The following is a 23,705-nucleotide window of genomic DNA, read 5'->3' on the forward strand; positions in this document are numbered from 1 at the left end:
ATCTCTCAAAGATAGCTTGAACCATGACCAATCGCTGTTAATAACCGGTTAATAGTTGATTTACAACACATAAATTCTTCTTAAAATGAATTTCTTTTAGCTAAAAAATCTTAAATAACACCTAATAAAAAAACGGAACCGTTAAAGAAAGGTTCCGTTTGCAGCATTTTATACCTAAGCTTGTTAGGCTAATTTAGCCCAAGAATCCCGTAAAGGCACTGTTCTATTAAATACTATTTTTTCTGAAGTGGTATCGCGGTCCACTGTAAAATACCCCAAGCGTTGAAACTGCACGGTATCTTCCACCTCTAATGATTTTAAACTTGGTTCAGCATAACCCGTAATAACTTGTAACGAATCAGGATTAATAAACTCCATAAAGTCCTTATCCTTGTGGGTGTCCGGTGACGGATCTGTAAACAAACGATCGTACAATCGAACTTCGACCGGTAGCGCATGTTCGACCGATACCCAATGTAACGTGCCTTTCACCTTCCGCTTTGAAGCTTCGGTACCACTCCCACTTTTACTGTCGGGATCATAGGTGCAATGGATCTCCGTAATGTTGCCATCGGCATCCTTAACCACACTTTCTCCTTTAATGATATACGCATTTTTAAGACGTACTTCTTTACCTAGAGTAAGTCTAAAATATTTACGGTTTGCCTCTTCTTTAAAATCGTCTTTCTCGATATACAACACTTTTGAAAAAGGGACCTCTCTACTTCCTGCCGACTCATCTTCCGGGTTGTTCTCTGCTTCCAGCCATTCGGTTTTATCTTCCGGATAATTGGTGATCACTAATTTAACGGGGTCTAAAACGGTAAGTACACGATCGGCCTTCTTGTTAAGGTCCTCACGAATATTAAATTCTAAATGCGAAACATCGATAAGGTTTTCTCGTTTTCCCACACCGATCCCGTCTGCAAAGTTCCGTATCGAATCGGGTGTATACCCACGTCTTCTCAATCCTGAGATCGTAGGCATTCTTGGATCATCCCAGCCGGTAACTACTCCTTCTTCTACCAGTTTCGCTAGTTTTCGTTTACTAACCACAGTATGGCTTAAGTTTCTACGGGCAAATTCACGCTGCTTAGGGCGTATCTTTCCTTTTTCGTATACTTGGTCCAAGAACCAATTGTAAAGCTCTCTATGCGGTAAAAATTCAAGTGTACAAAATGAGTGTGACACTTGTTCTATGTAATCACTTTCGCCATGTGTCCAATCGTACATTGGAAATATCTTCCATTCGGTTCCGGTGCGGTGATGGCTTTTATGCAGGGTACGGTACATTACCGGGTCACGCATCAACATATTTGGTGAGGCCATGTCTATCTTTGCACGTAAAACGTGTTCACCTTCGGCGGCTTCTCCGTTCTTCATCTTCTCGAGTAATTCCAGGTTCTCTTCTACCGATCTGTTTCTGAAAGGACTATTAATACCGGGTGTATTAGGGGTCCCTTTTTGCTCGGCAATTAGTACCGAGGATTGTGAATCTACATATGCCTTATTGTCTTTAATAAGTTGTATGGCCCAATCGTATAGTTGCTGGAAATAATCGGAAGCATAGCATTCGTTCTCCCATTCAAATCCTAACCAAGCGACATCACGCTTAATTGCATCTACGAACTCTTGTTCCTCTTTGGTAGGATTCGTGTCATCGAATCGCAAATTTACAGGGGCATTGTATTTTAAGCCCAACCCGAAATTTAAACAGATGGCCGAAGCATGTCCAATATGGAGGTATCCGTTTGGTTCCGGTGGAAAACGAAATCGAAGCGAATCCTTTGAATGTGTGGTTGCTAGGTCTTCCTCTATGATGTGCTCAATAAAATTGAGTGATTCTTTTTCTTCTGCCATATCTTTTTAAATATCCAATACCCTAAACAGCATCGGCTTTTATAATTATTGCGCTAAGCTTGTGTTCTATTATTTGTAAACAAGACGCGCACAAAGGTAAAAAAAGTATCTTTGTGAAAACGTTATATATGAGTACGATTCGGTTAAAAAATATAAAGATTTACGCCTTTCACGGTTGTTTGGTCGAGGAAGGTAAAATTGGCTCCGATTATCTGGTAAACCTCGCGGTTAAAGCAGATCTTAAGCGGGCTGCTCACACCGATGAACTTAGCGATACCGTAGACTACGTACAGCTTCAAAAAATTGTAAAAGACGAAATGGGCATACGTTCTAAACTGCTGGAGCATGTTGGTAAACGTATTATCGATCGTATCTTTGAACAACTTCCGCTGGTAAACGGTGTAAAAGTGACGGTTTCAAAAGTAAATCCGCCTATAGGTGGTGATGTTTCCGAAGTAAGCGTTACTATGGCTTCGGAAAGATAGGAAGGTAAAACGAGCTGTTTTCCGAAGAAATAAAAACTCTGGTTATAATTCTACAAAATACACTTAATCTTTCTATATTTGCCCTGCATTCAAGGCATCGTGGCCGAGTGGCTAGGCAGAGGTCTGCAAAACCTTGTACAGCGGTTCGAATCCGCTCGATGCCTCAACAACAAAACCCTTTACAGTACGCTGTTTAGGGTTTTTTTATTGAAATTTATTTGCTACTGAATAGGTTCTTCTACGGGAGGTATGGGCTTTTCGATAGGCGAATCTTGACCGGGAATACGCTCTAGTCCCGCACGTACATTATCCGGAAAAACTCCTTGTACTAGCAGGATAACCCCAAAGCCTAGTATCAAGATACTCACCCATTTTTTGGTCTTGATAATAAATCGTGGCGTCATTTTGCTCTTCAGCTTTTTGGCGAGTGAAATTTTGATCAGATCGGTACAGAAAAAAGCGATCAGCACCGTGCTGAGAAATAAGAAGACCCCATTTTCAGAATTGGTTAGGGCATTCGCCATGATAATAGTACCTATCCAACCCGCTAAGACCCCAAAATTTACAAAGTTGAGTAGAAAGCCTTTCAGAAATAAGCTTCCTAATTTTTTACGCACCTTAACGGCATAGTGTTCACGAACGATCTTAAAAAATGAGCGATTGGTACGAATGTATGAGATGATGCCATAGGCGATCAACACAGCACCTCCAAATATGAGAAGCGCCGGATCATCCTTTACCTTATCTAATAATTTGCTCGTACTAAAATAGGCAATTAGGATAAAAATAATGTCGGCGAAAATGGCGCCCAGATCAAAAAAAAGTCCGGCTTTAAAGCCTTTCGTTATACTTGTTTCTATAAGGGTAAAAAACACAGGACCTACCGCAAAAGCCAGTAGAAATCCATAAAAAGCAGCGTATCCTATACCGTCGAACATAGAAGGTAAAAATACAAATAATTAACTTTTACGCTTCGGACTGTATTCGTTTTTATGACCAAGCATTATAAAATCCAAATGCTTTTTCACAAGATCGGCATTCTTTACTTTTACATATACCTCATCTCCAAGTTGATAGACGGTTTTGGTGCGTTGCCCAATTACTGCAAATTCATCCTTGTCGAAAATATAATGGTCGTCTCGCATATCTTGAGTACGTACCATTCCTTCACATTTATTGGTAATGATCTCAACATAAATACCCCATTCGGTCACGCCGGAGATCACACCTAAGAATTCTTGATCTTGGTGGTCCTGCATGTACTTGACCTGCATATACTTGATACTATCTCGTTCGGCATTGGAGGCCAGGTTTTCCATATCACTGGTATGACTACATTTGTCCTCGTATTTTTCTTCCTTGGCCGAATTCTTACCATCTAAATAGCGCTGCAATAAACGATGTACCATCACATCGGGGTATCGCCTAATTGGTGATGTAAAATGGGTATAATAATCGAAAGCAAGTCCGTAATGACCAATATTGTTGGTGGTATACACCGCTTTGCTCATAGAACGAATGGCTAAAGTATCGACAAGATTCTGTTCCTTTTTTCCTTGTACATCATGCAATAACTTGTTTAAGGAAGCTGCTGTACTATTGCGATCGCGAGTATTTAACTTATACCCAAATCGCTTTATAATGTTCTCTAACGCCGCTATCTTTTCATCGTCCGGTTCGTCGTGAACTCTGTATACAAATGTTTTCTTCGGATTCTGTTTTCCTATGAATTCGGCTACACTTCGGTTGGCTAATAACATAAACTCTTCAATGAGCTTGTTAGCGTCTTTACTCTCTTTAAAGTAAACACCTTCCGGGTTGTTATTTTCATCGAGTTTAAATTTCACTTCTACCTTATCGAACGAAATTGCTCCTTGACGCATTCGTTTGGTACGAAGTATTTTTGCCAAGCGATCCATTTCTAAAATAGCTTCTCCTATCTCTTTTTGAACCGAATACTGTTTTCCAGTTATGGAGATTTCCGAAGGAATTGTATAAGAAGTGTCGTTAGGATTTTCAATGATATGCTGTGCTTCCTCATACGCAAACCGTGCATCACTGTAGGTAACAGTCCTGCCAAACCATTTTTTCACTACTTCTGCCTTATTGTTTATTTCAAATACTGCAGAAAAGGTGTATTTCTCTTCATTAGGACGTAGCGAACATGCTCCATTAGAAAGTATTTCGGGCAACATGGGTACGACTCTATCTACAAGGTAGACCGATGTACCACGTTCGTAAGCTTCATCGTCTAATACCGTTCCTTTTTTAAGATAATGAGAGACATCGGCAATGTGAATACCAATTTCATAATTACCATTTTCAAGTGTTGTAAAAGACAAGGCATCATCGAAATCTTTCGCATCTTTTGGATCGATGGTAAAGGTGAGATCCTTCCGCATATCGCGGCGTTTTCTTATTTCTTCGGAATGTATTTTAGTATCCAATTTGTTTGCATACGCTTCCACCTCAGGCGGGAATTCGTAGGGAAGTCCATACTGTGCTAGTATCGAATGGATCTCTGTATTGTGTTCACCCGGCATTCCTAACACCTTCAAGACCTTACCATAGGGAGAATCGGCCTTGTCCGGCCAATCTTCCATGGCCACCAAGACTTTTTCACCGTTTTTTGCTTTACCAATATTACTTTTTGGAACAAAAATATCGGTATACATTTTATAGTCGGTACAATGTACAAACGCAAAATTGTCCATCACTTCTATGGTTCCGACGAACTCGGTACGTTTCCGTTCTAATATCTTGGTAATTTCTCCTTCTCGTTTACCTCCTTTTTTTCTTTTAAATACATAAACCTCAACAGTATCACCGTTAAGTGCTTTGTTAAGGTTCTTATTTGTAACTAGAATATCTTCCTCTAGTTCGTCGACGATAATATAACCTTGTCCGCGACCGGCAATATCTACACGCCCTGTATAGTAGTTTTGAGAGGGTGCAATAATGTATTTACCGCGGTCCACCTCTTGTATGGTACCTTTACCTTGAAGTTCTTTCAATTTTTTGATGATCTGATTTCGACTGCTGGCATCGTCCACTCCTAGTTTTGCAGCAATCTGTTTGTAATTATGAGGTTTAGAATGATCTTTCCGAAGAATAGCAAGAATGCTTTGAGACAGACCTTGTATTTTATTGTTTTTCTTTCTTTTTTTTCTTTTTGGCATAGTTTGTTATTAATTGCTGTAAAAGTACACTTTATAAAGCAACTCGCTGTTTTAATTAGCAAAGTTTTAGTAACTTAGAATAGCAATAAAACGTATCTTGGTAGACAAGATAAAATATGAAAAATTACCAGACCATAGCTGTTTTTACTTTTCCTAGCGAGTATGCTGTACTTCGATTATTATTTGATCAGAAGCAGCTAAGGTATGTGTTTCAAAACGAAACCATGATAAGTGTACTTCCCTTTCATAGCAATGCTTTTGGCGGTATTCGTTTACAGGTTCACGAAGATGATATCGAGACCGCGAAGGAGATCATTTCCAATCTCAATCAAAATTCAAAATTACGAATTGTGTAATTCTTGTTATCAACAATTAATATATATACATCTTTCTTTTTTCTAAATTTTAAAATAAAAATGATGGTTATTATAGGATGTTAATAGCTAGCATAACTTTTTTGACTTTTGTTTTGAATTTAAGTTATAGCTAGTTCTTTTCAGCTTATGAACAACTTGTAAGTGTGATTTACTTCTGAAAAATAACAGTTTACAGTATACTATTAACAACTGTCAATAACCTAAGTTGACATCTATTTTTTCAAAAGTATTTTGTTTTGTTTTGTTAGAAACGCTTCATTTAAGTCTGAAAAGTGATCCATAATTGAAGGCTTAAAAATTTGCGAGTCCTATTTTTAATTCCATATGAAACTTTGAAACGGTCTTTCCAAATTTTTCTTTAGGTAAACTATCAACAAATATGAACATTGTTGTTAACTAAAATGACAACACAACTTTAAGAAAAAGTTACTTTTATACGCGTCTACTAAAAAATAAGATGCTATCTTCTATAAATTAGGAATGCCGTATCTTTGAATAAAATAAACAAGATGAAAATAGCTATAGGAAACGATCACGCAGGTACCGGATATAAAAAGACTATTGTAGACCATCTCGAGAAAGAAGGACATATGGTAACTAACTACGGTACTAATTCAAATGACAGTGTAGATTACCCAGACTATGTACATCCTGTTGCTGCAGCAGTAGGCGAAGGCGAGGCAGATTATGGAATTATAATTTGCGGTAGTGGTAATGGCGCTAATATGACGGCCAACAAACATCAAAAAGTGCGTTCTGCCCTATGTTGGTCTAAAGAGATCACCGCTTTGGCTCGAGAACATAATGATGCCAATGTATTGAGCATTCCTGCGCGATTTACCAGCGAACCTCAAGCATTGGAAATGGTAAAAACATTTCTTACTACAAAATTTGAAGGTGGACGCCACCAACGACGTGTTGAGAAAATAGCTTGTTCATAATTACTACCTCATGGCACATTCTCACGGTCATCATCACGATCATAAAGACCTAAAGGGAAGAAATCTGCTTATTTCAATCTGCTTAAACATACTTATCACCGTAGCACAAGTGATAGGAGGAATTATTTCCGGTAGTTTATCTTTACTCTCCGATGCGCTTCATAATTTTAGCGACGTCTTATCACTTATCGTTAGTTATGTAGCCGATAGATTTTCAAAAAAAGAAGCCTCTTTCGACAAGACATTTGGGTATAAACGAGCGGAGATCATCGCGGCATTTGTAAACGCTTCTACCCTTATCGTTGTCGCTTTTTATTTAATCTACGAAGCGGTTATTCGATTTATTAATCCGCAAGAAATTGAAAGCGGTCTTGTAATTTGGTTGGCTATATTAGGAATTGTCGCAAATGGATTTAGTGTATTATTGCTTCGGAAAGATTCAAAGGCAAATATGAATATGCGGTCAGCCTATCTACATTTGCTTACCGATATGTCTGCTTCGGTGGCGGTGCTGATTGGCGGATTATTAATGCAATACTTTGGATGGTTTTGGGTAGACAGTGTACTTACCGTACTTATCGCTATTTATTTACTATTTATGGGTTATGACCTTTTGAAGTCATCGTTTAAAGTTCTAATGTTGTTTACACCAGACGATATGGACCTTTCGGTGATACGTGAAGCGATATCAGAAATTCCTGAAATTGAGAATGTCCACCATATGCATATTTGGCAACTCAATGAAAATGAAACGCATTTAGAAGCACATATTGATTTTAATAGAGACATCAAACTTTCAGAATTCGACACCATTCTAGACCGAGTTGAAGACGTATTGTATCATGAGTTTGGAATAAATCATGTGAATATACAACCCGAGTTTCAGAAGGACGACCCAAAAGACATCGTTGTACAAGATTAAAGAAAACCTATGGATACCATTGTTATAAAAACCTTTGAAGAGCTGTCGACCCAAGAATTATACGATATTCTTCAGTTGCGTAGTGAGGTATTCGTTGTAGAACAAGATTGTGTTTATCAAGACATCGACGGGAAGGACCAAAAAGCACTACATATTATAGGAACCAAGGCAGGAAAAGTTGTAGCGTACACGCGTTGCTTTCCGCCGGGAATCTATTTTGAAGAAGCGGCCATTGGGAGAGTAGTTGTGGTTGAAGACCAACGAAAATATGGATACGGCCACGATATAATGAAAGCTTCTATGGAAGCCATAAAAAAAAGGTTTAACACCGATAGTGTAAAGTTATCGGCCCAAACCTATTTAATAAAATTTTACCAATCGCACGGATTTCATACTACCGGAGAAGGGTACCTGGAGGATGGAATTCCTCACATTGCAATGGTCACTACAGCTTGATCAAATTCTTTTGTAGATTAAGATCTTCGAGCATCTCATTCGTAAATTTATAATGCCCGCGACGTGTAATGATCTTAAATCGTTCGTTACGCATACGTGTAAGAACGTCTAAAAAACGCCATTTCGATTTTAGTAATCGTGGTTTTTGAGATTTTAAACTAATCTCAAAATAATGTTTTACGCCCGCTCTCTCGGCAACAATGTCTGGGGTGATCGAAACATCACTTCCCTTTTTGTTGTAAGATTTTGGTGTGTCATAGCCCTCAATATCGGCTTTAATGTTCTCGAATCCTCGGCTTTCTAAATAAGCCACCGATTCTTTAATTGTCTCTGTGCTTTCCTGCTTGTCTACTTGTACCATAACCTTCATAATAAGAAAAAACGAGCAAAAAGGCTGTTAATAGGCTGTTAATATCTATTTATCGCGGTTTAGAAATCACATTTTTATTGAATGGGATTCCCAGTTGCACCCCAATGTTTTGATCATCGGTATGGTCTGAAATATCTAAACCGTAGACAATTTTTTTGGTATCTCCATAGACAAACGTTCCGAAGAGACGATCCCAAATAGAAAACATATTTCCATAGTTGCTATCGGTCCATGGCAATGTATTATGGTGATGGAATTTATGCATATTGGGCGTGACGATCACATAACTTAATAATTTATCTAACGATCCTGGTAACGAAATATTTGCATGGGTGAAGTAGGTAAAAACAACACTAAGAATTCGGTAAAAAAAGTAAAAGGCAATGGGCATTCCCATAATAATCACTGCTACTAATGCAAAACTTTCTCTAATTACAAAATCGAGAGGATGATGTCGCGTACCGGTTGTTGCATCCACGTGTTTGTCGCTGTGATGAACAATATGCAAACGCCACATCCATGGCACTTTGTGTAGTAAGTAATGAACACCGTATTGCGCAATGAGGTCCAATACCAATAGTGATGCTAGCAATTCTATCCATATCGCAGCTTCGAATAGGTGAAGCAGACCAAAATTACTTTCCTCCAACCACAGAAAAACGCCCACCGTGGCAAGACCGAAAATGGAATTTATAATCATCACAAACGCTAAGAGAATAAGATTGGTCTTTGCGTGACCCCATTTTTTGTAATTGAACTTCACAAGACTGTAATAGCCTTCTAGGATCCAAAAAATGGCTAAGACTATAAAGACCCATCCCGCTTTCATCCACACAGGCATGGTTTCAAAAAAGTCTAAAAACTGTTGCATCTTATTGTAAGATTCGCTCGTATCTGTTGAGATCCTCTAAGACTGCGATAGCTTCTAAGATCTCGGGATTGTGTGTCACTTGGTAGTTGTACAAGCCCTCTCTATAGAAATAGCGCTTTAAGATCTCGTCAGAAAGTAAGGATTTGATCTCTGCCTTTTTAGCGACCAGCGCTTTGTTTTTAGCAGTATCGATCGCTTTCATAAGTTGTTGATAGCTCGATTCGATCTCATCTTTAAGATCATCATCTTCTGCTCTGCGCAAGGCTTCGGCAAACTCATTTTCTGTTTCTGTATCGTAATTAAAATTGTTCTTTTTCAGAAATCGAAGAAAATCTTGAAAATCGGAATCGGAAAATTCAAAGTTTTTCCAATCGGTAAGCGAATTGCTGTAATAGTATTCGGTAGCATAATCAAAAATTGCATTGTCTTTTAAAAGTGCGGTGGTAATAGGACTAAAGACAGCCGTCTCTACTTCAATATCGGGCAATATACCACCCCCGTCGTAGACGGTCCGTCCACCTTTGGTCTTGAATTCGTTATATTCTTTGGCATCTACGCGCATAGGATCACCATTTTCATCCCTGTTCCAATAATCCAAGGCCTGAATACATCGCCCACTTGGGGTATAATAGCGCGAAATAGTTACTTTTAATTGTGTACCATACGTAAGCTTTTTAGGACGCTGTACCAAGCCTTTTCCAAAGCTTCGTGCACCAACGATCACAGCACGGTCGAGGTCTTGTAAGCCACCCGAAACAATTTCACTGGCCGAAGCACTTCGACCATTTACCAATACCACTAATGGAATTTCAGTATCAATAGGGTCCTTCTCGGTCTTGTAGACTTTGTTGTATTTTTCGATCACCGATTTTGTGGTGGTAATCACTTCGCCTCTTGGTACAAATAAGTTTACCACGTTAATTGCTTCATGTAGCAGTCCGCCGGGATTTCCACGAAGGTCCAAAATGATCTTCTTAGCACCTTGCTCCTTAAGGTCTTCAAGTGCAGCTTTGGTCTCAACGGTGGTTTTTCGATTAAAGGCACGAAGCACGATATATCCTATATCGTTGTTTACCAGCTTATAGAAAGGAACCGCATTTACTGTAACTGCCTCACGAGTGATTTTAGTGGTTGCCGTTTTTCCTTGACGTGTGTAAGTAAGCTCAACCGACGAGCCCGGTGCTCCCTTAAGCAATTCGCCGGTATCATCTTCAAAATCGGCTAGGGTCACATCGCCTATTTTTATAATCTCATCACCGGCCTTTAATCCGGCCTTATCGGCAGGATAGCCTTCAAAAGGCTCAAGAATAATGATCTTATCCTTCTCTGTTTTTACGGAAGCACCAACACCGGTATATACACCAGAGTTGTTAATACGCGCATCTTCCACTTCTTGTTCGTTCCAGTATACCGTATAAGGGTCTAAGTCTTGAAGCATTCCCGTTATCGCCTTATCCATTAAGATAGCCGGGGTAGTTTCATCAACATAGTTCATGTTCAGTTCTTTGAACAGGGTTGTGAAAATCTCAATTTGTTTTGCGATCTCGAAGAAATCGTTCTTAAAACTTACGGTGGTAAAGAAGATCCCAACCGCTAAGATGGGAACTATAATTCGCTTTTTCATGACTATTATTTTTTATCAGAAACAACCTGCCGGCGTTTCTTCTTTCGGTTTTTTATAATGATCCTTAGTATTACTACTATAAGAATAGCAATAAGAAACACCGGCCAAATGTACAAAAGCCCTAAGAAGAACACAGAGATGCCATTCCAACCCCCTTGTAGCGCATTCTTCATTTTTTGACCATAGGATTGAGTAATTCCTGTTTCTGCGGTTAATTTATAGAATTCAATATGAACGGTGCTCATCGATACTTGATTTTGCAGGTATTCTAACCTGCCTTGTCGCGCTTCGATCTCTTCTCTTATATTGGAAAGTTCTCTTTCAATTTCGAGCATTTCCTTTACATTTTTTGCTTGTTGTAAGAGTTGCAAATACCGCTTTTCTAATTCTCGTTTTGCCTTTAATCGCGCTTCGAGATCAACAAATTCTTCGGTCACATCTTGCCGTGAAATAGAACGTTGATCGAAATAGGCGACACCTTCGGAAACTCCTTCAATAAAGGCTTGAAAATTTTCCGAAGGAATGCGAACGGTTAGATTTCTGAAGATCCTATTATATCCTTTTCCCGAATTGTCGGTTTGTACGAAGCCATTATAGGTCTCGGTAAGCTGAAGGATACGATTATGCGTTTCTGAAGGTTCTTGGGTCTCAAAATTTAACTGAGCCGTCTTAATGATCTTTTGCTCACGAACACTTTCCGAAGTAATCGAACTATTTTGCGATTCGTCTTGATAGGCGATATCAACAGATTCTTCTAACTCGATGCCGGCTGATTTACTTTCAGCAACAAAATTGTCATTTTCGCTGCTTTGCGAGCAGGCCATGATAAATAAAAAGGAAAAAAGTATACTAAGAAATTTCATCTGCCAATTGAGTAAGCAGTAGTTGCATAGATCGCTCTAATCGCTCATACTGAGGTTTTTCTTTACTAAGATATAAAAATAATAGCGCAAAATTCGAGCCGTTATTGTGTAAGAGCGGTTGTTTTTGAAGTCGGTACGCTTCGCGAAGTTGCCGTTTGATCCGGTTGCGATCTACGGCCGACTTAAAATTTCGTTTAGGGACCGCAAAGGCAGCTTGAGTTGTTGGTAAGGTTTTCTTCGGAAGATAAATTACTTTAATAGGATATTTCTTCATCGAGCTCCCTTCAGAAAAAAGTTGTTCGATCAATTTTTTGCTTTTTAGCTTTTCGCGCTTCGGAAAATCAAAACTCATTAGGTAAAGATATAAAAAGACCCGACAGCTCGTGCGAACCGGCGGGTCTTATTAAATGGTTACGAACGCGCTTACTGCTCGCCGTACACGTTATTCTCAGGATTGATATCTGCCATACGTTGTGTTGCATCTATCATCATGGCCTTGATCGTCTTCCCGTTTTCTATCTCTAAGGTATAGGTGGGGTACGCCCATGCCCAGTCGCCGGCAACAGTTCGCTTGAGCGTTGGGTACGGATTTGGTTTTTCACCTCGTGCCATTTGTAAAGGTATGTAGAACGATTCCTGGGTCCCGTCCTCATAGGTCACGTACAGATCAATAGGCATTGGCATAAGGCCTATACGCTCTAAGGTGACGGTTGTCTTATCTCCTTCTTCGGAAACGTCCTTAATTCCATAGTCGATCGTATTCGTGGTTTGGGTCCAATCGGTAAGATACCAGTCTAGCTCCATTCCAGATACTTTTTCTGCAATGCGAATAAAGTCATTTGGAGTAGGGTGTTTAAAGGCCCACTCATCATAGTAACGTTTTAGGGTCTTTTGAAGATTTTCCTCGCCAATAATATACCCTAATTGCGCCAAGAACACGGCTCCTTTACTATAGGCTGTTATTCCGTAGGCACGATTGCTGGCATAGCGATCGGCATGCGTGGATTGCGGTTGTTCCTTGCCGCTTAAGGCTAAAAACGCGTAGCCGCGATAGGAACCGCTTTGTGGATTCGGATTGTTCTCTTCCATTACCACGTTCATGGCTTCGCTGGAGATATACGAAGTAAATCCTTCATCCATCCATTCGTGTTTTGCTTCGTTGGTTGCCAAAAGAAACTGGAACCAGCTGTGAGCCAATTCGTGCGACGTTACACCAACTAAACTTTCAAATTTACGCTCCCCGGTTATTAAAGTACACATTGCGTACTCCATTCCACCATCGCCACCTTGAATTACCGAGTATTGTTTATACGGGTATTGTCCAATATTTTCGTTGAAGAATTTCAACAATTCTACAGTTTTTAGCTGAAGGTTTTTCCAGTTTTCGATGATCTCTGGGTTGTTCTTATATATGAAATGAAGCGTTACACCATTTGGCCCTTCAACGGCATCATGGATGTACTCATCGTCTGCCGCCCAGGTAAAGTCATGTACTTTAGGCGCTACAAAGTGCCAAGTAAGTTTACCTTTTTTCCCTTTCTTTGGCTCCATTCCTTCACCGCCATATCCATGTCCAATTTTTTCAGGATTTTGAAGATAACCCGAACCACCAATGGTATACTCTTTATCGATGGTGATCTTTACATCATAATCACCCCACACACCATGAAACTCTCGTCCAATGTAAGGGTCGGCATGCCAACCTTGAAAATCGTATTCTGCTAATTTTGGATACCATTGTGTCATAGACAGGGCAACACCTTCGGCATTATTACGGCCACTTCTACGAATTTGAACCGGAACCTGAGCATCCCACTCCATGTTAAATGTTGTGCTTGTACCCGGTAATATCGGCTTGTCCAGCACAACTTCAAGAACCGTTCCCGCTACTTCGTATTGGACCGGCGCCCCGTCTTGCGAAAGTAGGGTTGGTTTAATATAGCCGATCTCATCCGGTGCAAGTTTCGAAATACGATCACCAACACGTCCATCCGGATCTTCTATGGTACGCGAACGTACATCCATTTCACTTCCCGGTTGGAAGGCGTTAAAATACAAATGATAAAAAACTCTATTCAACGTATCGGGAGAGTTGTTTGTATACGTTAAAACTTGCTTTCCTTTGTATTGATAGTCGTTCACATCCATGTCGATCTCCATCTTGTAATCGACTTGTTGCTGCCAATACCCGGAACTTCGTTGTGCGGTTGCGAATGCAACCATAAATAGGGTTAAGCACCCACTTAAAATATATTTCATTATCTAGACATTTTATCTGCCATTATCAAGGCGTTATACAAATTGACCATTTTTCCCGATTTTGAAATATTCGAGAAGTTGTCGGTAGTTGAAGGATCGCCCCCTAACACCACCGGCGTTTTAGACGCTAATCCACTGTTCATAAGAATTTCTTTTACTTGTTTTGCCGAAAGCGAAGGATAGTACGATCGGATCATTGTTGCTACTCCAGACACAGCTGGTGCAGCCATAGACGTTCCTTGTAGATATTCGTACGAATTTAATGGAGTAGTAGACCAGATCTTAACCCCGGGTCCAAAGGCATCTACATTTGCATTTCCATAATTTGAAAAATTCGCAACGAGATCACTTCCGTAGGAATAATTCAGCGCCCCGATGGTAATAAACGAATCGGCTACTTCGGTCGGATTATCGGTTGTTTGATCGTTCGGGTATACCTGAATTCCATCAAGGTTAAACCCTTCATTTCCTGCGGCATTCACGATCAACACATCATTTTCTGCAGCATACTTGATCGCATCCCACACCCATTCCGGATGCGGAGAATAGTATTTTCCGAAGCTGGTATTGATCACTTTAGCACCATTGTCTACAGCATAGCGAATTGCCAAGGCAATATCCTTGTCGTACTCATCACCATCCGGCACAGCACGTACGACCATGATCTCAACATTATTCGCGACACCGTTCATTCCAATTCCATTGTTGCGTTGCGCTGCAATAATCCCTGCTACATGTGTACCGTGTTTTGCATCTTCTTTCTTAGGGTCAGGACCGTCAACATCGTTGTTTCCGTAGTTGGTATCGGTAATGTCATCAGGATCGTCACCTAAGACCGCTCTAAAATCTTTCTCTAAATTAAAGTGCGTCTCCAGCCTTCCGGAAAAATAGTCGATTCCTCCTTTTAGTTCTTTAATAACTTCGGGTACCGAGTCTCCAAAGGTCAACATTTGCGTAAGCATTCCTATTTGTTGTTCCTCTGTTGGGGTAGGGTTAGAAATTGCAGCAAGTTCTTCGGCTGAGTAATCTTCCTTCCCTAACTTTTCGGAGATAGCAGCATGTGCAGGTTTAACTTGAGCTAAGATCTGCTCGTATTGTGTTTTTCCTGAAAGTGCTTGTTGGTATTCTGTTTCAAACTCAGCCTTTGCCTTTTTGTATAATACGAAGTCGGCACGGTCTGCAGCACTAATGGAGGCTTCGGTCTTTCCTTCGAATTTTGGTCCTAATTTTTTAATGTACCGAACGTATTCCATGTTTTCTCCAACAACGTCGCCTAGAAAGTTCCATCCGTGGATATCATCTACATATCCATTATTGTCGTCATCTTTGCGATTGTTCGGGATTTCATCTTCGTTGGTCCAAAGTACATTCTTAAGATCTTCATGTTCTATGTCGATCCCGCTATCGATAACACCTACGATAACTGTTTCTCCTTTTCTATTCTTGATAATTTCGGTGTACGCCTTGTTCACACTCATACCAGGAATGGTGTCGGTGATCAAGTCGGCATGTGGCCAATTTTTATACTGAGCCTCGGTAAGCGGCGCTACTTTAACCGGAATCGTATCGATATTTTCGATAGGTGTTGAAACTATTGGAGCTGAAGTACTCCCACAGCTTGCTAACATTGCAACTGCCCCTGCAGCTATCAATGTGAATTTAAAAATGTTCATAGAGTCTAAATTAATTAAAAAGTTCATTGAATGTAAAAACCTCGTTGAGTCGAACACCTTTCTCGGTGTTTTTTACAGTTATAATATGATTGTGAGCATCATGCTCTAAAAATAAATAATAGTTTTCGTTCGCCGCCACCTGCAAGAATTTTTCTTTTTCAGGTAAGGTAAGCAACGGTCTTGTATCGTATCCCATAACAAAAGGTATGGGTAAATGTCCGGCTGTTGGCAGAAGATCTGCCATAAAGCACAAGGTCTTTCCTTGATATTCTAGCATCGGAATCATTTGTTTATCGGTATGCCCATCTGCAAAGAAGATGCCGAAATCCATTTCTTTTGCTTCGGAAAAGTCTCTGGTATCAGATATACTATTTTCCAACGATAATGTTGGGCCACCAACAAATTTCAATTGGCCGCTTTCTTCCATCGGAAGAATATTTTCTTTCAGAAAAGAGGCTTTTTCTCTTCTATTAGGTTTGGTCGCCCATTTCCAATGGTCTGCATTACTCCAAAACGTTGCATTCTTAAATGCGGGTTCATACCCTGTATGATCTTTATTCCACTGTATGCTTCCGCCGCAATGGTCAAAATGCAAATGCGTCATAAACACATCGGTTATATCGTCTCTGTGAAAGCCGTATTTTTTTAAAGAACTGTCAAGGTCATGATCGCCCCAACGATAGTAATATCCGAAAAACTTATCACTTTGTTTGTTTCCCATGCCCGTATCGATAAGAGTAAGCCGGTCTCCATCTTCAATAAGCAAGCATCGCGCTGCAATATCGATCATATTATTTGAGTCTGCCGGATTTGTACGGGTCCACAGGCTTTTAGGAACTACGCCGAACATAGCACCACCATCTAACTTAAAATTACCTGCTTCAATAGGATATAAGGTCATAGGAGCCGCAAAATACTAAAACTGTTGCTAATGTGTATGAGTGTTACAATTTTATTAAGAAATGCTAACAATTTATAATACGTAGAACACACTAATTAGTGATGTGTCAAAATCGAAAATAGCTCTAGCGCCATTTTGAATGTAGAGGTCGGGATACGGATTTTTTAAAATTTAGCTCCTTCGTTAAAAATTCGTCAATTATTAATTATATTGACAACTTTTAAGCAACTTTGAGGGCTTAAGTTTTAATTGAAACAAGAACACTTATGTTAGAATTAGCAGGAATTATTGTATTGGGAATTTTAGCACAATGGGTCGCCTGGAAGTTTAAAATTCCTGCCATCCTTCCCTTAATTCTAATCGGATTATTTGTCGGACCAATTTCTACCCTAATTTCCGAAGATGGAAGTCAGTGGATACAACCAATCTACAATGGTGAAAAAGGACTTTTTCCGGGAGAAAATCTGTTTTACTTCGTTTCACTCGCTATTGGAATCATTCTATTTGAAGGGGGCTTAACCCTTCGTCGCGGAGAGATCAAAAAAGTGGGTCCCGTAATTGGAAAGCTGATAAGTTTAGGTTCGGCGATTACTTTTATTGGTGGTGGTGTAGCTGCACATTATGTGTTCGGGTTGGATTGGAGAATTTCATTCTTATTTTCAGCATTAATAATTGTAACCGGGCCAACTGTAATCACACCTATACTTCGCAATATCCCATTGAAAAAAGATGTGTCGGCCGTATTAAAATGGGAAGGGATCCTTATCGATCCTATAGGCGCACTGGTGGCTGTTCTTGTATTTGAGTTCATTAGCGTAGAAGGTGATGCAGGGTATACCAAACAAGCCCTTATAGAATTTGGGAAGATTATTCTAATTGGTTTCTCTTTTGGTATCTCAGCCGGATACATCTTATACTTTGCTATAAAAAAGAAATTGATACCACATTATCTTTTAAATGTTGTTTCACTATCGGTTGTATTGCTCATATTCGTATTGAGTGATCAATTTGCGCACGAGTCGGGTCTTTTATCGGTGGTAGTAATGGGGATGTTTATGGGAAACAGTGACCTGCCGAGTTTAAAAGAACTGCTGTACTTCAAAGAGTCATTGAGCGTACTGTTAATCTCGATCCTATTTATTCTCTTGGCAGCCAATATTGGTCTTGACGATCTATTACTGGTATACAACTGGAAAACAGCCATACTGTTTGCCATCATCATTTTTATCCTACGTCCTCTCGGCGTATTCTTGAGTACAATTAGATCCAGTTTACAGACCAATGAAAAAGTATTTATTAGCTGGGTGGGGCCTCGTGGTATTGTTGCAGCGGGTATTGCTTCACTATTTGGAACCAAATTAGTAAATGAAGGTGTTCCGGGAGCCGAATATATTACACCGCTGGTGTTTGGAGTGGTTTTGATAACAGTACTTCTAAACGCAACTACGGCGCGAATGATGGCCTCTATGGTTGGCGTTTTCTTAAAGTCTTCGGAAGGCGTTGTAATTGTTGGCGCTTCTAAGGCTTCTCGACTCATTGCTTCCTATCTTGCAAAGAACGACAGGCACGTGGTGCTGGTCGATACCAATAGAACGAATATTGAAAAAGCAAAGGAATTAGGCTTGGATGCGATCAATGCAAATATTTATTCAGACGATCTCACCGACAATATAGAATTGAACGATGTAGGCTACTTGCTTGCCATGACAGGGAGTGACGAGATCAATAAACAAGCGATAAATCGCTACGCAGAGGTATTGGGTGAGAACGGATCATTCCGATTAATGAATTCCGAAGAACTAAAAGTAAAGGACAACTTACAATCGAAACGTTTATTCTCTAAAACACACGATTATGTAAAGTTTACTGAAGTCGCGCGCGACTTCCCGTCGATTCAGGAAATAGAAGTTGATTCCGAGTCAAAATTTATCAAGGTACTTGGATACATTCAGAAAGAATACAACGCAATTCCATTATTTTTAAAAGACAACGAGGGGCATGTTTCGCTTATTCAAAATCCTACCGAAATGGAGGTTGGTGATGGATATCAAGTGGTTTACCTCGGAAAACCAATCGATTTTGAAGACATCGTCGATGCCACTCGAGATGAAGCCGATGTAGAAGCTAAGAATAATTTGTAAAAGTCATCGTTCTCTTCTGAAGCGCTATTACTATGAAGCATATTACGCAAATTTCGATCACCGTATTACTGTTGTTGGTTCTTACCACTTCCTGTAAGGATGACGATAGTGTGAGCTGCACCTTTTGTAGTTCAGATCAAACACCCGAATTTGAATTATGTCGTGAAAGTGATGGAAACGCGTCCGTAAATGGTGAAAACACCGGAACCGATTACGACGTATACCTATCCGATCTAGAGGCAGATGGAGTAATGTGTGGTGGCCAATAAAAAAATTGTTGATTAATCGTTTAGCTTCAGTACAGCCATAAACGCTTCCTGCGGAATTTCCACGTTACCTACTTGTCGCATACGTTTCTTTCCTTTTTTCTGTTTTTCTAGCAGTTTTCGTTTACGAGATATATCACCACCATAACATTTAGCGGTAACATCTTTCCGAAGTGCTTTAACTGTTTCTCGTGCAATGATCTTCGCACCAATAGCTGCTTGAATAGGAATGTCGAACTGTTGTCGTGGAATAAGTTCTTTTAACTTCTCACACATCTTCTTTCCAATATCGTACGCATTATCTCGGTGTAAAAGGGCCGATAGTGCATCTACAGTATTACCGTTCAATAACACATCTACTTTTACAAGATGTGATTCGCGCATTCCGATTGGGGAATAATCGAAAGAAGCATAGCCGCGAGATACGGTCTTTAATCGGTCGTAGAAATCGAATACAATTTCTGCCAACGGCATATCGAAACTCAGTTCAACCCGTTCGGTCGTTAAATAGGTCTGATTGGTGATCTCGCCTCGTTTCTCGATACATAACGACATTACCGGACCTACATAATCTGATTTGGTGATTATACTGGCTTTAATATAGGGTTCTTCAACGCGATTAAGTTTCGAAGGATCGGGAAGATCGGATGGGTTGTTCACCAAGATCACCTCGTCCGGTTCACGGTTGGTATATGCATGATAGGACACATTGGGCACCGTGGTGATCACCGTCATGTCGAATTCTCGCTCTAATCGTTCTTGGATGATCTCCAAGTGCAACATTCCCAAGAATCCACATCGAAATCCGAAACCAAGCGCAGCTGAGCTTTCCGGTTGAAACACCAAAGAAGCATCGTTTAGCTGTAGTTTTTCCATCGAATTTCGAAGCTCTTCGTAATCTTCAGTATCTACAGGATAGATTCCTGCAAACACCATTGGTTTTACGTCTTCGAACCCTTCAATCATATTGGTGGTTGGGTTCTTAGAATCGGTGATCGTGTCACCAACTTTTACTTCCTTGGCTTCTTTAATACCGGTGATAAGATAGCCTACATCACCAGTCTTAATCACTTGTTTTGGAAGTTGTTTTAATTTCAAGGTTCCAACTTCATCGGCATAGTAGGATTTCCCGGTTGCCATGAATTTGATGTGCTGTCCTTTTCTTATTTCACCATTTAGTACCCTAAAATAGGTCTCAACGCCACGAAACGGATTATAAACCGAATCGAAAATTAGCGCTTGTAGGGGTTCATCTGCATTTCCTTTAGGCGCAGGAACACGCTCGATGATCGCTTTTAAAATGTTTTCAATTCCAAGCCCGGTTTTGGCGCTGGCCGGTATCACTTCTTCCGGGTCACACCCCAACAGATCTACAATATCGTCGGTCACCTCTTCGGGATTGGCCGATGGAAGGTCAACTTTGTTGAGCACGGGAATGATCTCGAGATCATTCTCAAGTGCCAAATATAAGTTAGATATGGTCTGAGCCTGAATGCTTTGTGCTGCATCAACAATGAGTAGAGCACCTTCACATGCCGCTATAGAGCGCGATACTTCGTAGGAGAAATCAACGTGACCCGGTGTGTCGATAAGGTTGAGGGTATAGACTTCACCTTCGTAGGTGTAGTCCATCTGTATCGCATGACTTTTTATGGTAATCCCTCGTTCACGCTCCAAGTCCATATTATCTAATAACTGAGCCTGCTGTTCGCGAGCGGTTACAGAACCTGTAGCGTCTAATAACCGGTCTGCCAAGGTACTTTTACCATGGTCAATATGCGCAATAATGCAAAAATTTCTAATATTCTTCATAACAAATACCTGCTAAAGGTTTTTGATCCCACCACATCATTTTTTGCGTAGGTGAGCGAGTGCAAATATAGCTTAAAAACATAGCATTTTGCCTTTTCCGAGTTATTCATCGAAAAAATCTAAAGATTAACTAAATTTCACTAAAATATTGACATCTTTGTTATGCAGGATATAGATGATTTTTAACTCTCCAACCAAATTAAAATTAACAAGACACTAGCATCCTGCTACTAGTATGAGTAAAAGTTGTTTGCTATTCTTTCTACTGCTAACGGCGACTATTGCGTATGCCCAAGACTATACAATTACGGGAACCGTGGTAGATTCGAATAACAAACCCTTGTCTTTTGTAACAGTTCTGGCCTTCGAAAACGACCAAACTGAAGCTGTTAAAGGAACTTCAACCGATAAAGCAGGCGATTTTACCCTATCCGGCTTAAGTGCTACGACCCACCAATTAACCTTTAGCTTTATTGGCTTCGAAACAAAAACGATGACCTTAGCGATCGACTCCGATATAAGGTTAGACGAAATATTGCTTGTGGAACAAACGGAAAATCTTAGCGAAACCCTGGTTACCGCAAGAAAACCTTTAATTAAAATGGAAGCAGGGAAATTGGTTTTCGAGCTGGAGAACACCTCCCTCTCTACCGGAAATACGTTCGATCTCCTTAAAAAATTGCCGGGTGTTTTAGTCGTGGGAGAATCAATTAGTATTAAATCGACCACCCCGGTGATCTATATTAACAATAAGCGTGTATATCTTTCTATGACAGAGGTGATCTCGTTGCTGCAAAACGTGGATGCAAGTGTTATTAGATCGGTAGAGGTAATTACCAACCCTTCGGCCCAGTACGATGCAGAAGCAGCCACGGTCTTAAACATTATTACCACACGAGCTATTTCGGTGGGCTACAAAGGATCTGTGAGCGGTCGTTATGAACAAGCAATTTTTCCGAAGTACAACATAGCGACTTCCCATTTTTACAAGAACGATTGGCTTAATTTCTACGGAAGCTATAGTTTTAGCCCAAGAAAAGAATTCAAAGAAGATGATAATTTTGTTCGATTCTTCCAGCCGGATGAGGTTTCCACAAAATCAATTTGGGAATCTCGATTTACACGAACAACGCGCTCCTATGCGCATCAAGGAAATATTATTGCCGATATAACAGTAAGCGAAAAAAGCAGTGTAAGCTTTTCGGTAAATGCGTTGGTTTCACCTAACAAGACGTATCACAATACAGTTGATGCAACTATCTTTAATGCGCAACGACAATTGGATTCTACCTTTACGACCTTAAGTGACCTTGAGAACGATACCTCCAATTTGTCTTTTAATACAGAGTACCAACAGCAGTTGGGAGAAAAAGGTGCTACCATGACCCTATCGGGTAATTATATTCGGTACGACGAAGACCAAATGCAGGCCGTGGCAACCAATTATTTTTTACCAAATGGTTCCTTTTTGCGATCCAATAGCTTTTTTACACAAGCCATTCAAAGAACGAATATTTTTACAGGAATGGCCGATTTTGAATTACCCTTGAGTTCTTGGAATTTACAATCGGGATTGAAATATTCGAATATTGACACCGAAAGCGGACTCGACTTTTTTGATACCGATGGCGGCACAATACAATTCAATGCAGCTTTAAGCGATCTTTTTTTGTACGAAGAGTCTATCTTTGCTGCGTATGCCACGCTAGCCAAAGACTGGGAACAGTGGAATCTCGAAATCGGTCTGCGAGGCGAATATACCGATGTTAATGGCGACTCACAGTCGTTGGGAATTGTGAATACACAAAGCTATTTTGAATTATTTCCATCTGCCTCTATTGCCTACAATGTTTCAGAAAACAACGCTTTCGGAATTAGTTATGCAAGAAAGATCGACCGACCTCGCTACCAAAGTTTAAATCCGTTCCGCTATTTTATCAACGAGAATAACTTCAACGGAGGAAATCCAAATCTAATGCCATCTATAGATAACAAGATAACACTAAGCTATAGTTATAAGAACAAATTATTTATCGAAGGGTATTATCAAGAAGCGGATAAACCATTAAGCATATTGACATTTCAAGACAATGAGAATAGTACCCTTCGCAATATAGATGTAAACCTTATTCGAGATTTTCAATATAGTCTGGATATTATTTATGCAGCATCGCTCACCCCTTGGTGGTATGCGAGTGTGGTGACTTCCACCTTTTATTTAGAGAATGAGTTCTTTTCTGTAGAAAGCGCCCAAGAGACCTTCTCGAACAATACGCTTGGGTTTTTTGCGCAAATGTATAGCGGACTTACACTTTCTTCCGAAGCAGGGATAACGAGTGATGTCACACTGTTTTATTTATCAGATTATATCACAGGTTCCTACGATATGGAAAACCAGTTCAATCTTTCGGTTTCTTTCCGAAAAGAGCTATGGAACAATAGAGCAAGCATAAGCGTGGGTGTAGATGACATATTCGACACCAATAATATTCCGGTCGTTTCACGATACTACAATCAAGACAATCGCTATTTTGCACAAGCCGAGTCACGATTGTTCCGTGTTGGTTTTCGCTATAACTTCGGAAACGCCCTCTTGCGCGACAACAATCGATCTGAATCTACAGACGAAGGAGAACGCCTTCAAAAGAATTAAGCAGCGCTTCTTTATTCCGAAACCATCAAGTAACAGGAAATTTGCATATTTT

Annotated in this window: 20 protein-coding genes and 1 tRNA gene; 9 read left to right on the forward strand and 12 right to left on the reverse strand. The window is 40.1% G+C overall.

Translation table 11 applies throughout. The features are described from left to right. Positions 1 to 183: 183 nt before the first annotated feature. Complete coding sequence (locus DWA30_RS09495; protein WP_114492303.1) at positions 184 to 1,860, reverse strand: glutamine--tRNA ligase/YqeY domain fusion protein; 1,677 nt, start codon at positions 1,858 to 1,860, stop codon at positions 184 to 186. Positions 1,861 to 1,988: 128 nt separating this feature from the next. Between DWA30_RS09495 and folB the strand changes: the two genes are divergently transcribed. Continuing rightward, positions 1,989 to 2,345 carry a dihydroneopterin aldolase gene (gene folB / locus DWA30_RS09500; protein WP_114492304.1) on the forward strand — a complete coding sequence of 119 codons (357 nt, stop codon included), beginning with the start codon at positions 1,989 to 1,991 and terminating at the stop codon, positions 2,343 to 2,345. A 93-nt stretch (positions 2,346 to 2,438) separates the two neighbouring features. Then, positions 2,439 to 2,509, forward strand: a tRNA-Cys gene (locus DWA30_RS09505). 57 nt (positions 2,510 to 2,566) lie between these two features. Here the strand turns inward: DWA30_RS09505 and DWA30_RS09510 are convergent. Together DWA30_RS09510 and rnr are read right to left on the reverse strand one after the other, a co-directional pair. Next, positions 2,567 to 3,283 (reverse strand): LysE family translocator, encoded by a 717-nt coding sequence (locus tag DWA30_RS09510; RefSeq protein WP_114492305.1) that lies wholly within the window; start codon positions 3,281 to 3,283, stop codon positions 2,567 to 2,569. Between the two features lie 21 nt (positions 3,284 to 3,304). Beyond that, a complete protein-coding gene (gene rnr, locus DWA30_RS09515; protein WP_114492306.1) occupies positions 3,305 to 5,524 on the reverse strand; it encodes a ribonuclease R in 2,220 nt (739 codons plus the stop codon). 116 nt (positions 5,525 to 5,640) lie between these two features. Here rnr and DWA30_RS09520 point away from each other — a divergent pair, with 116 nt between their 5' ends. The 4 genes from DWA30_RS09520 (at position 5,641) to DWA30_RS09535 (ending at position 8,220) form a co-directional block, all read left to right on the forward strand. Then, positions 5,641 to 5,880 (forward strand): DUF2007 domain-containing protein, encoded by a 240-nt coding sequence (locus DWA30_RS09520; protein WP_114492307.1) that lies wholly within the window; start codon positions 5,641 to 5,643, stop codon positions 5,878 to 5,880. A gap of 530 nt (positions 5,881 to 6,410) precedes the next feature. Beyond that, positions 6,411 to 6,842 (forward strand): ribose 5-phosphate isomerase B, encoded by a 432-nt coding sequence (rpiB, locus tag DWA30_RS09525; RefSeq protein WP_114492308.1) that lies wholly within the window; start codon positions 6,411 to 6,413, stop codon positions 6,840 to 6,842. A 10-nt stretch (positions 6,843 to 6,852) separates the two neighbouring features. Further along, a complete protein-coding gene (locus DWA30_RS09530; RefSeq protein ID WP_114492309.1) occupies positions 6,853 to 7,764 on the forward strand; it encodes a cation diffusion facilitator family transporter in 912 nt (303 codons plus the stop codon). 9 nt (positions 7,765 to 7,773) lie between these two features. Next, positions 7,774 to 8,220 (forward strand): GNAT family N-acetyltransferase, encoded by a 447-nt coding sequence (locus DWA30_RS09535; RefSeq protein WP_114492310.1) that lies wholly within the window; start codon positions 7,774 to 7,776, stop codon positions 8,218 to 8,220. Here the strand turns inward: DWA30_RS09535 and DWA30_RS09540 are convergent. The 8 genes from DWA30_RS09540 to DWA30_RS09575 all read right to left on the reverse strand — a co-directional run bounded on the left by DWA30_RS09540 (position 8,210) and on the right by DWA30_RS09575 (position 16,781). Then, positions 8,210 to 8,581 carry a hypothetical protein gene (locus DWA30_RS09540; protein WP_114492376.1) on the reverse strand — a complete coding sequence of 124 codons (372 nt, stop codon included), beginning with the start codon at positions 8,579 to 8,581 and terminating at the stop codon, positions 8,210 to 8,212. The genes DWA30_RS09535 and DWA30_RS09540 overlap by 11 nt on opposite strands. Positions 8,582 to 8,639: 58 nt before the next feature. After that, a complete protein-coding gene (locus DWA30_RS09545; RefSeq protein ID WP_114492311.1) occupies positions 8,640 to 9,461 on the reverse strand; it encodes a sterol desaturase family protein in 822 nt (273 codons plus the stop codon). A gap of 1 nt (position 9,462) precedes the next feature. Beyond that, positions 9,463 to 11,085: a S41 family peptidase gene (locus tag DWA30_RS09550; RefSeq protein WP_114492312.1), complete on the reverse strand. Its 1,623-nt coding sequence runs from the start codon at positions 11,083 to 11,085 to the stop codon at positions 9,463 to 9,465. A 5-nt stretch (positions 11,086 to 11,090) separates the two neighbouring features. Next, complete coding sequence (locus DWA30_RS09555; protein WP_114492313.1) at positions 11,091 to 11,948, reverse strand: DUF4349 domain-containing protein; 858 nt, start codon at positions 11,946 to 11,948, stop codon at positions 11,091 to 11,093. After that, positions 11,935 to 12,300: a ribonuclease P protein component gene (gene rnpA / locus DWA30_RS09560; RefSeq protein WP_114492314.1), complete on the reverse strand. Its 366-nt coding sequence runs from the start codon at positions 12,298 to 12,300 to the stop codon at positions 11,935 to 11,937. Before rnpA ends, DWA30_RS09555 begins: the two co-directional genes overlap by 14 nt. 71 nt (positions 12,301 to 12,371) lie before the next feature. Beyond that, positions 12,372 to 14,207 (reverse strand): M1 family metallopeptidase, encoded by a 1,836-nt coding sequence (locus DWA30_RS09565; protein ID WP_114492315.1) that lies wholly within the window; start codon positions 14,205 to 14,207, stop codon positions 12,372 to 12,374. Beyond that, positions 14,207 to 15,880: a S8 family peptidase gene (locus DWA30_RS09570; protein ID WP_114492377.1), complete on the reverse strand. Its 1,674-nt coding sequence runs from the start codon at positions 15,878 to 15,880 to the stop codon at positions 14,207 to 14,209. Before DWA30_RS09570 ends, DWA30_RS09565 begins: the two co-directional genes overlap by 1 nt. A gap of 10 nt (positions 15,881 to 15,890) precedes the next feature. Beyond that, entirely contained in the window at positions 15,891 to 16,781 is an 891-nt protein-coding gene (locus tag DWA30_RS09575) for an MBL fold metallo-hydrolase (protein ID WP_114492316.1), read from the reverse strand. A gap of 266 nt (positions 16,782 to 17,047) precedes the next feature. On the opposite strand from DWA30_RS09575, the gene DWA30_RS09580 reads away from it, so the two are divergent. Beyond that, positions 17,048 to 18,922, forward strand: a complete 1,875-nt coding sequence (locus DWA30_RS09580; protein ID WP_114492317.1) for a cation:proton antiporter — start codon at positions 17,048 to 17,050, stop codon at positions 18,920 to 18,922. Positions 18,923 to 18,954: 32 nt separating this feature from the next. After that, positions 18,955 to 19,191, forward strand: a complete 237-nt coding sequence (locus DWA30_RS09585) for a hypothetical protein (RefSeq protein ID WP_114492318.1) — start codon at positions 18,955 to 18,957, stop codon at positions 19,189 to 19,191. 12 nt (positions 19,192 to 19,203) lie between these two features. On the opposite strand, the gene lepA is transcribed toward DWA30_RS09585, so the two are convergent. Continuing rightward, the gene (lepA, locus tag DWA30_RS09590; protein ID WP_114492319.1) at positions 19,204 to 21,000 is read right to left on the reverse strand and encodes a translation elongation factor 4; all 1,797 of its coding nucleotides are present in this window, start codon (positions 20,998 to 21,000) and stop codon (positions 19,204 to 19,206) included. Positions 21,001 to 21,235: 235 nt separating this feature from the next. On the opposite strand from lepA, the gene DWA30_RS09595 reads away from it, so the two are divergent. Continuing rightward, positions 21,236 to 23,653, forward strand: coding sequence for an outer membrane beta-barrel protein (locus DWA30_RS09595; RefSeq protein WP_114492320.1), 2,418 nt, complete (start codon positions 21,236 to 21,238; stop codon positions 23,651 to 23,653). Positions 23,654 to 23,705 lie beyond the last annotated feature (52 nt).

The organism is Candidatus Ulvibacter alkanivorans (assembly GCF_003333325.1).
Taxonomy (GTDB): domain Bacteria; phylum Bacteroidota; class Bacteroidia; order Flavobacteriales; family Flavobacteriaceae; genus Ulvibacter_A; species Ulvibacter_A alkanivorans.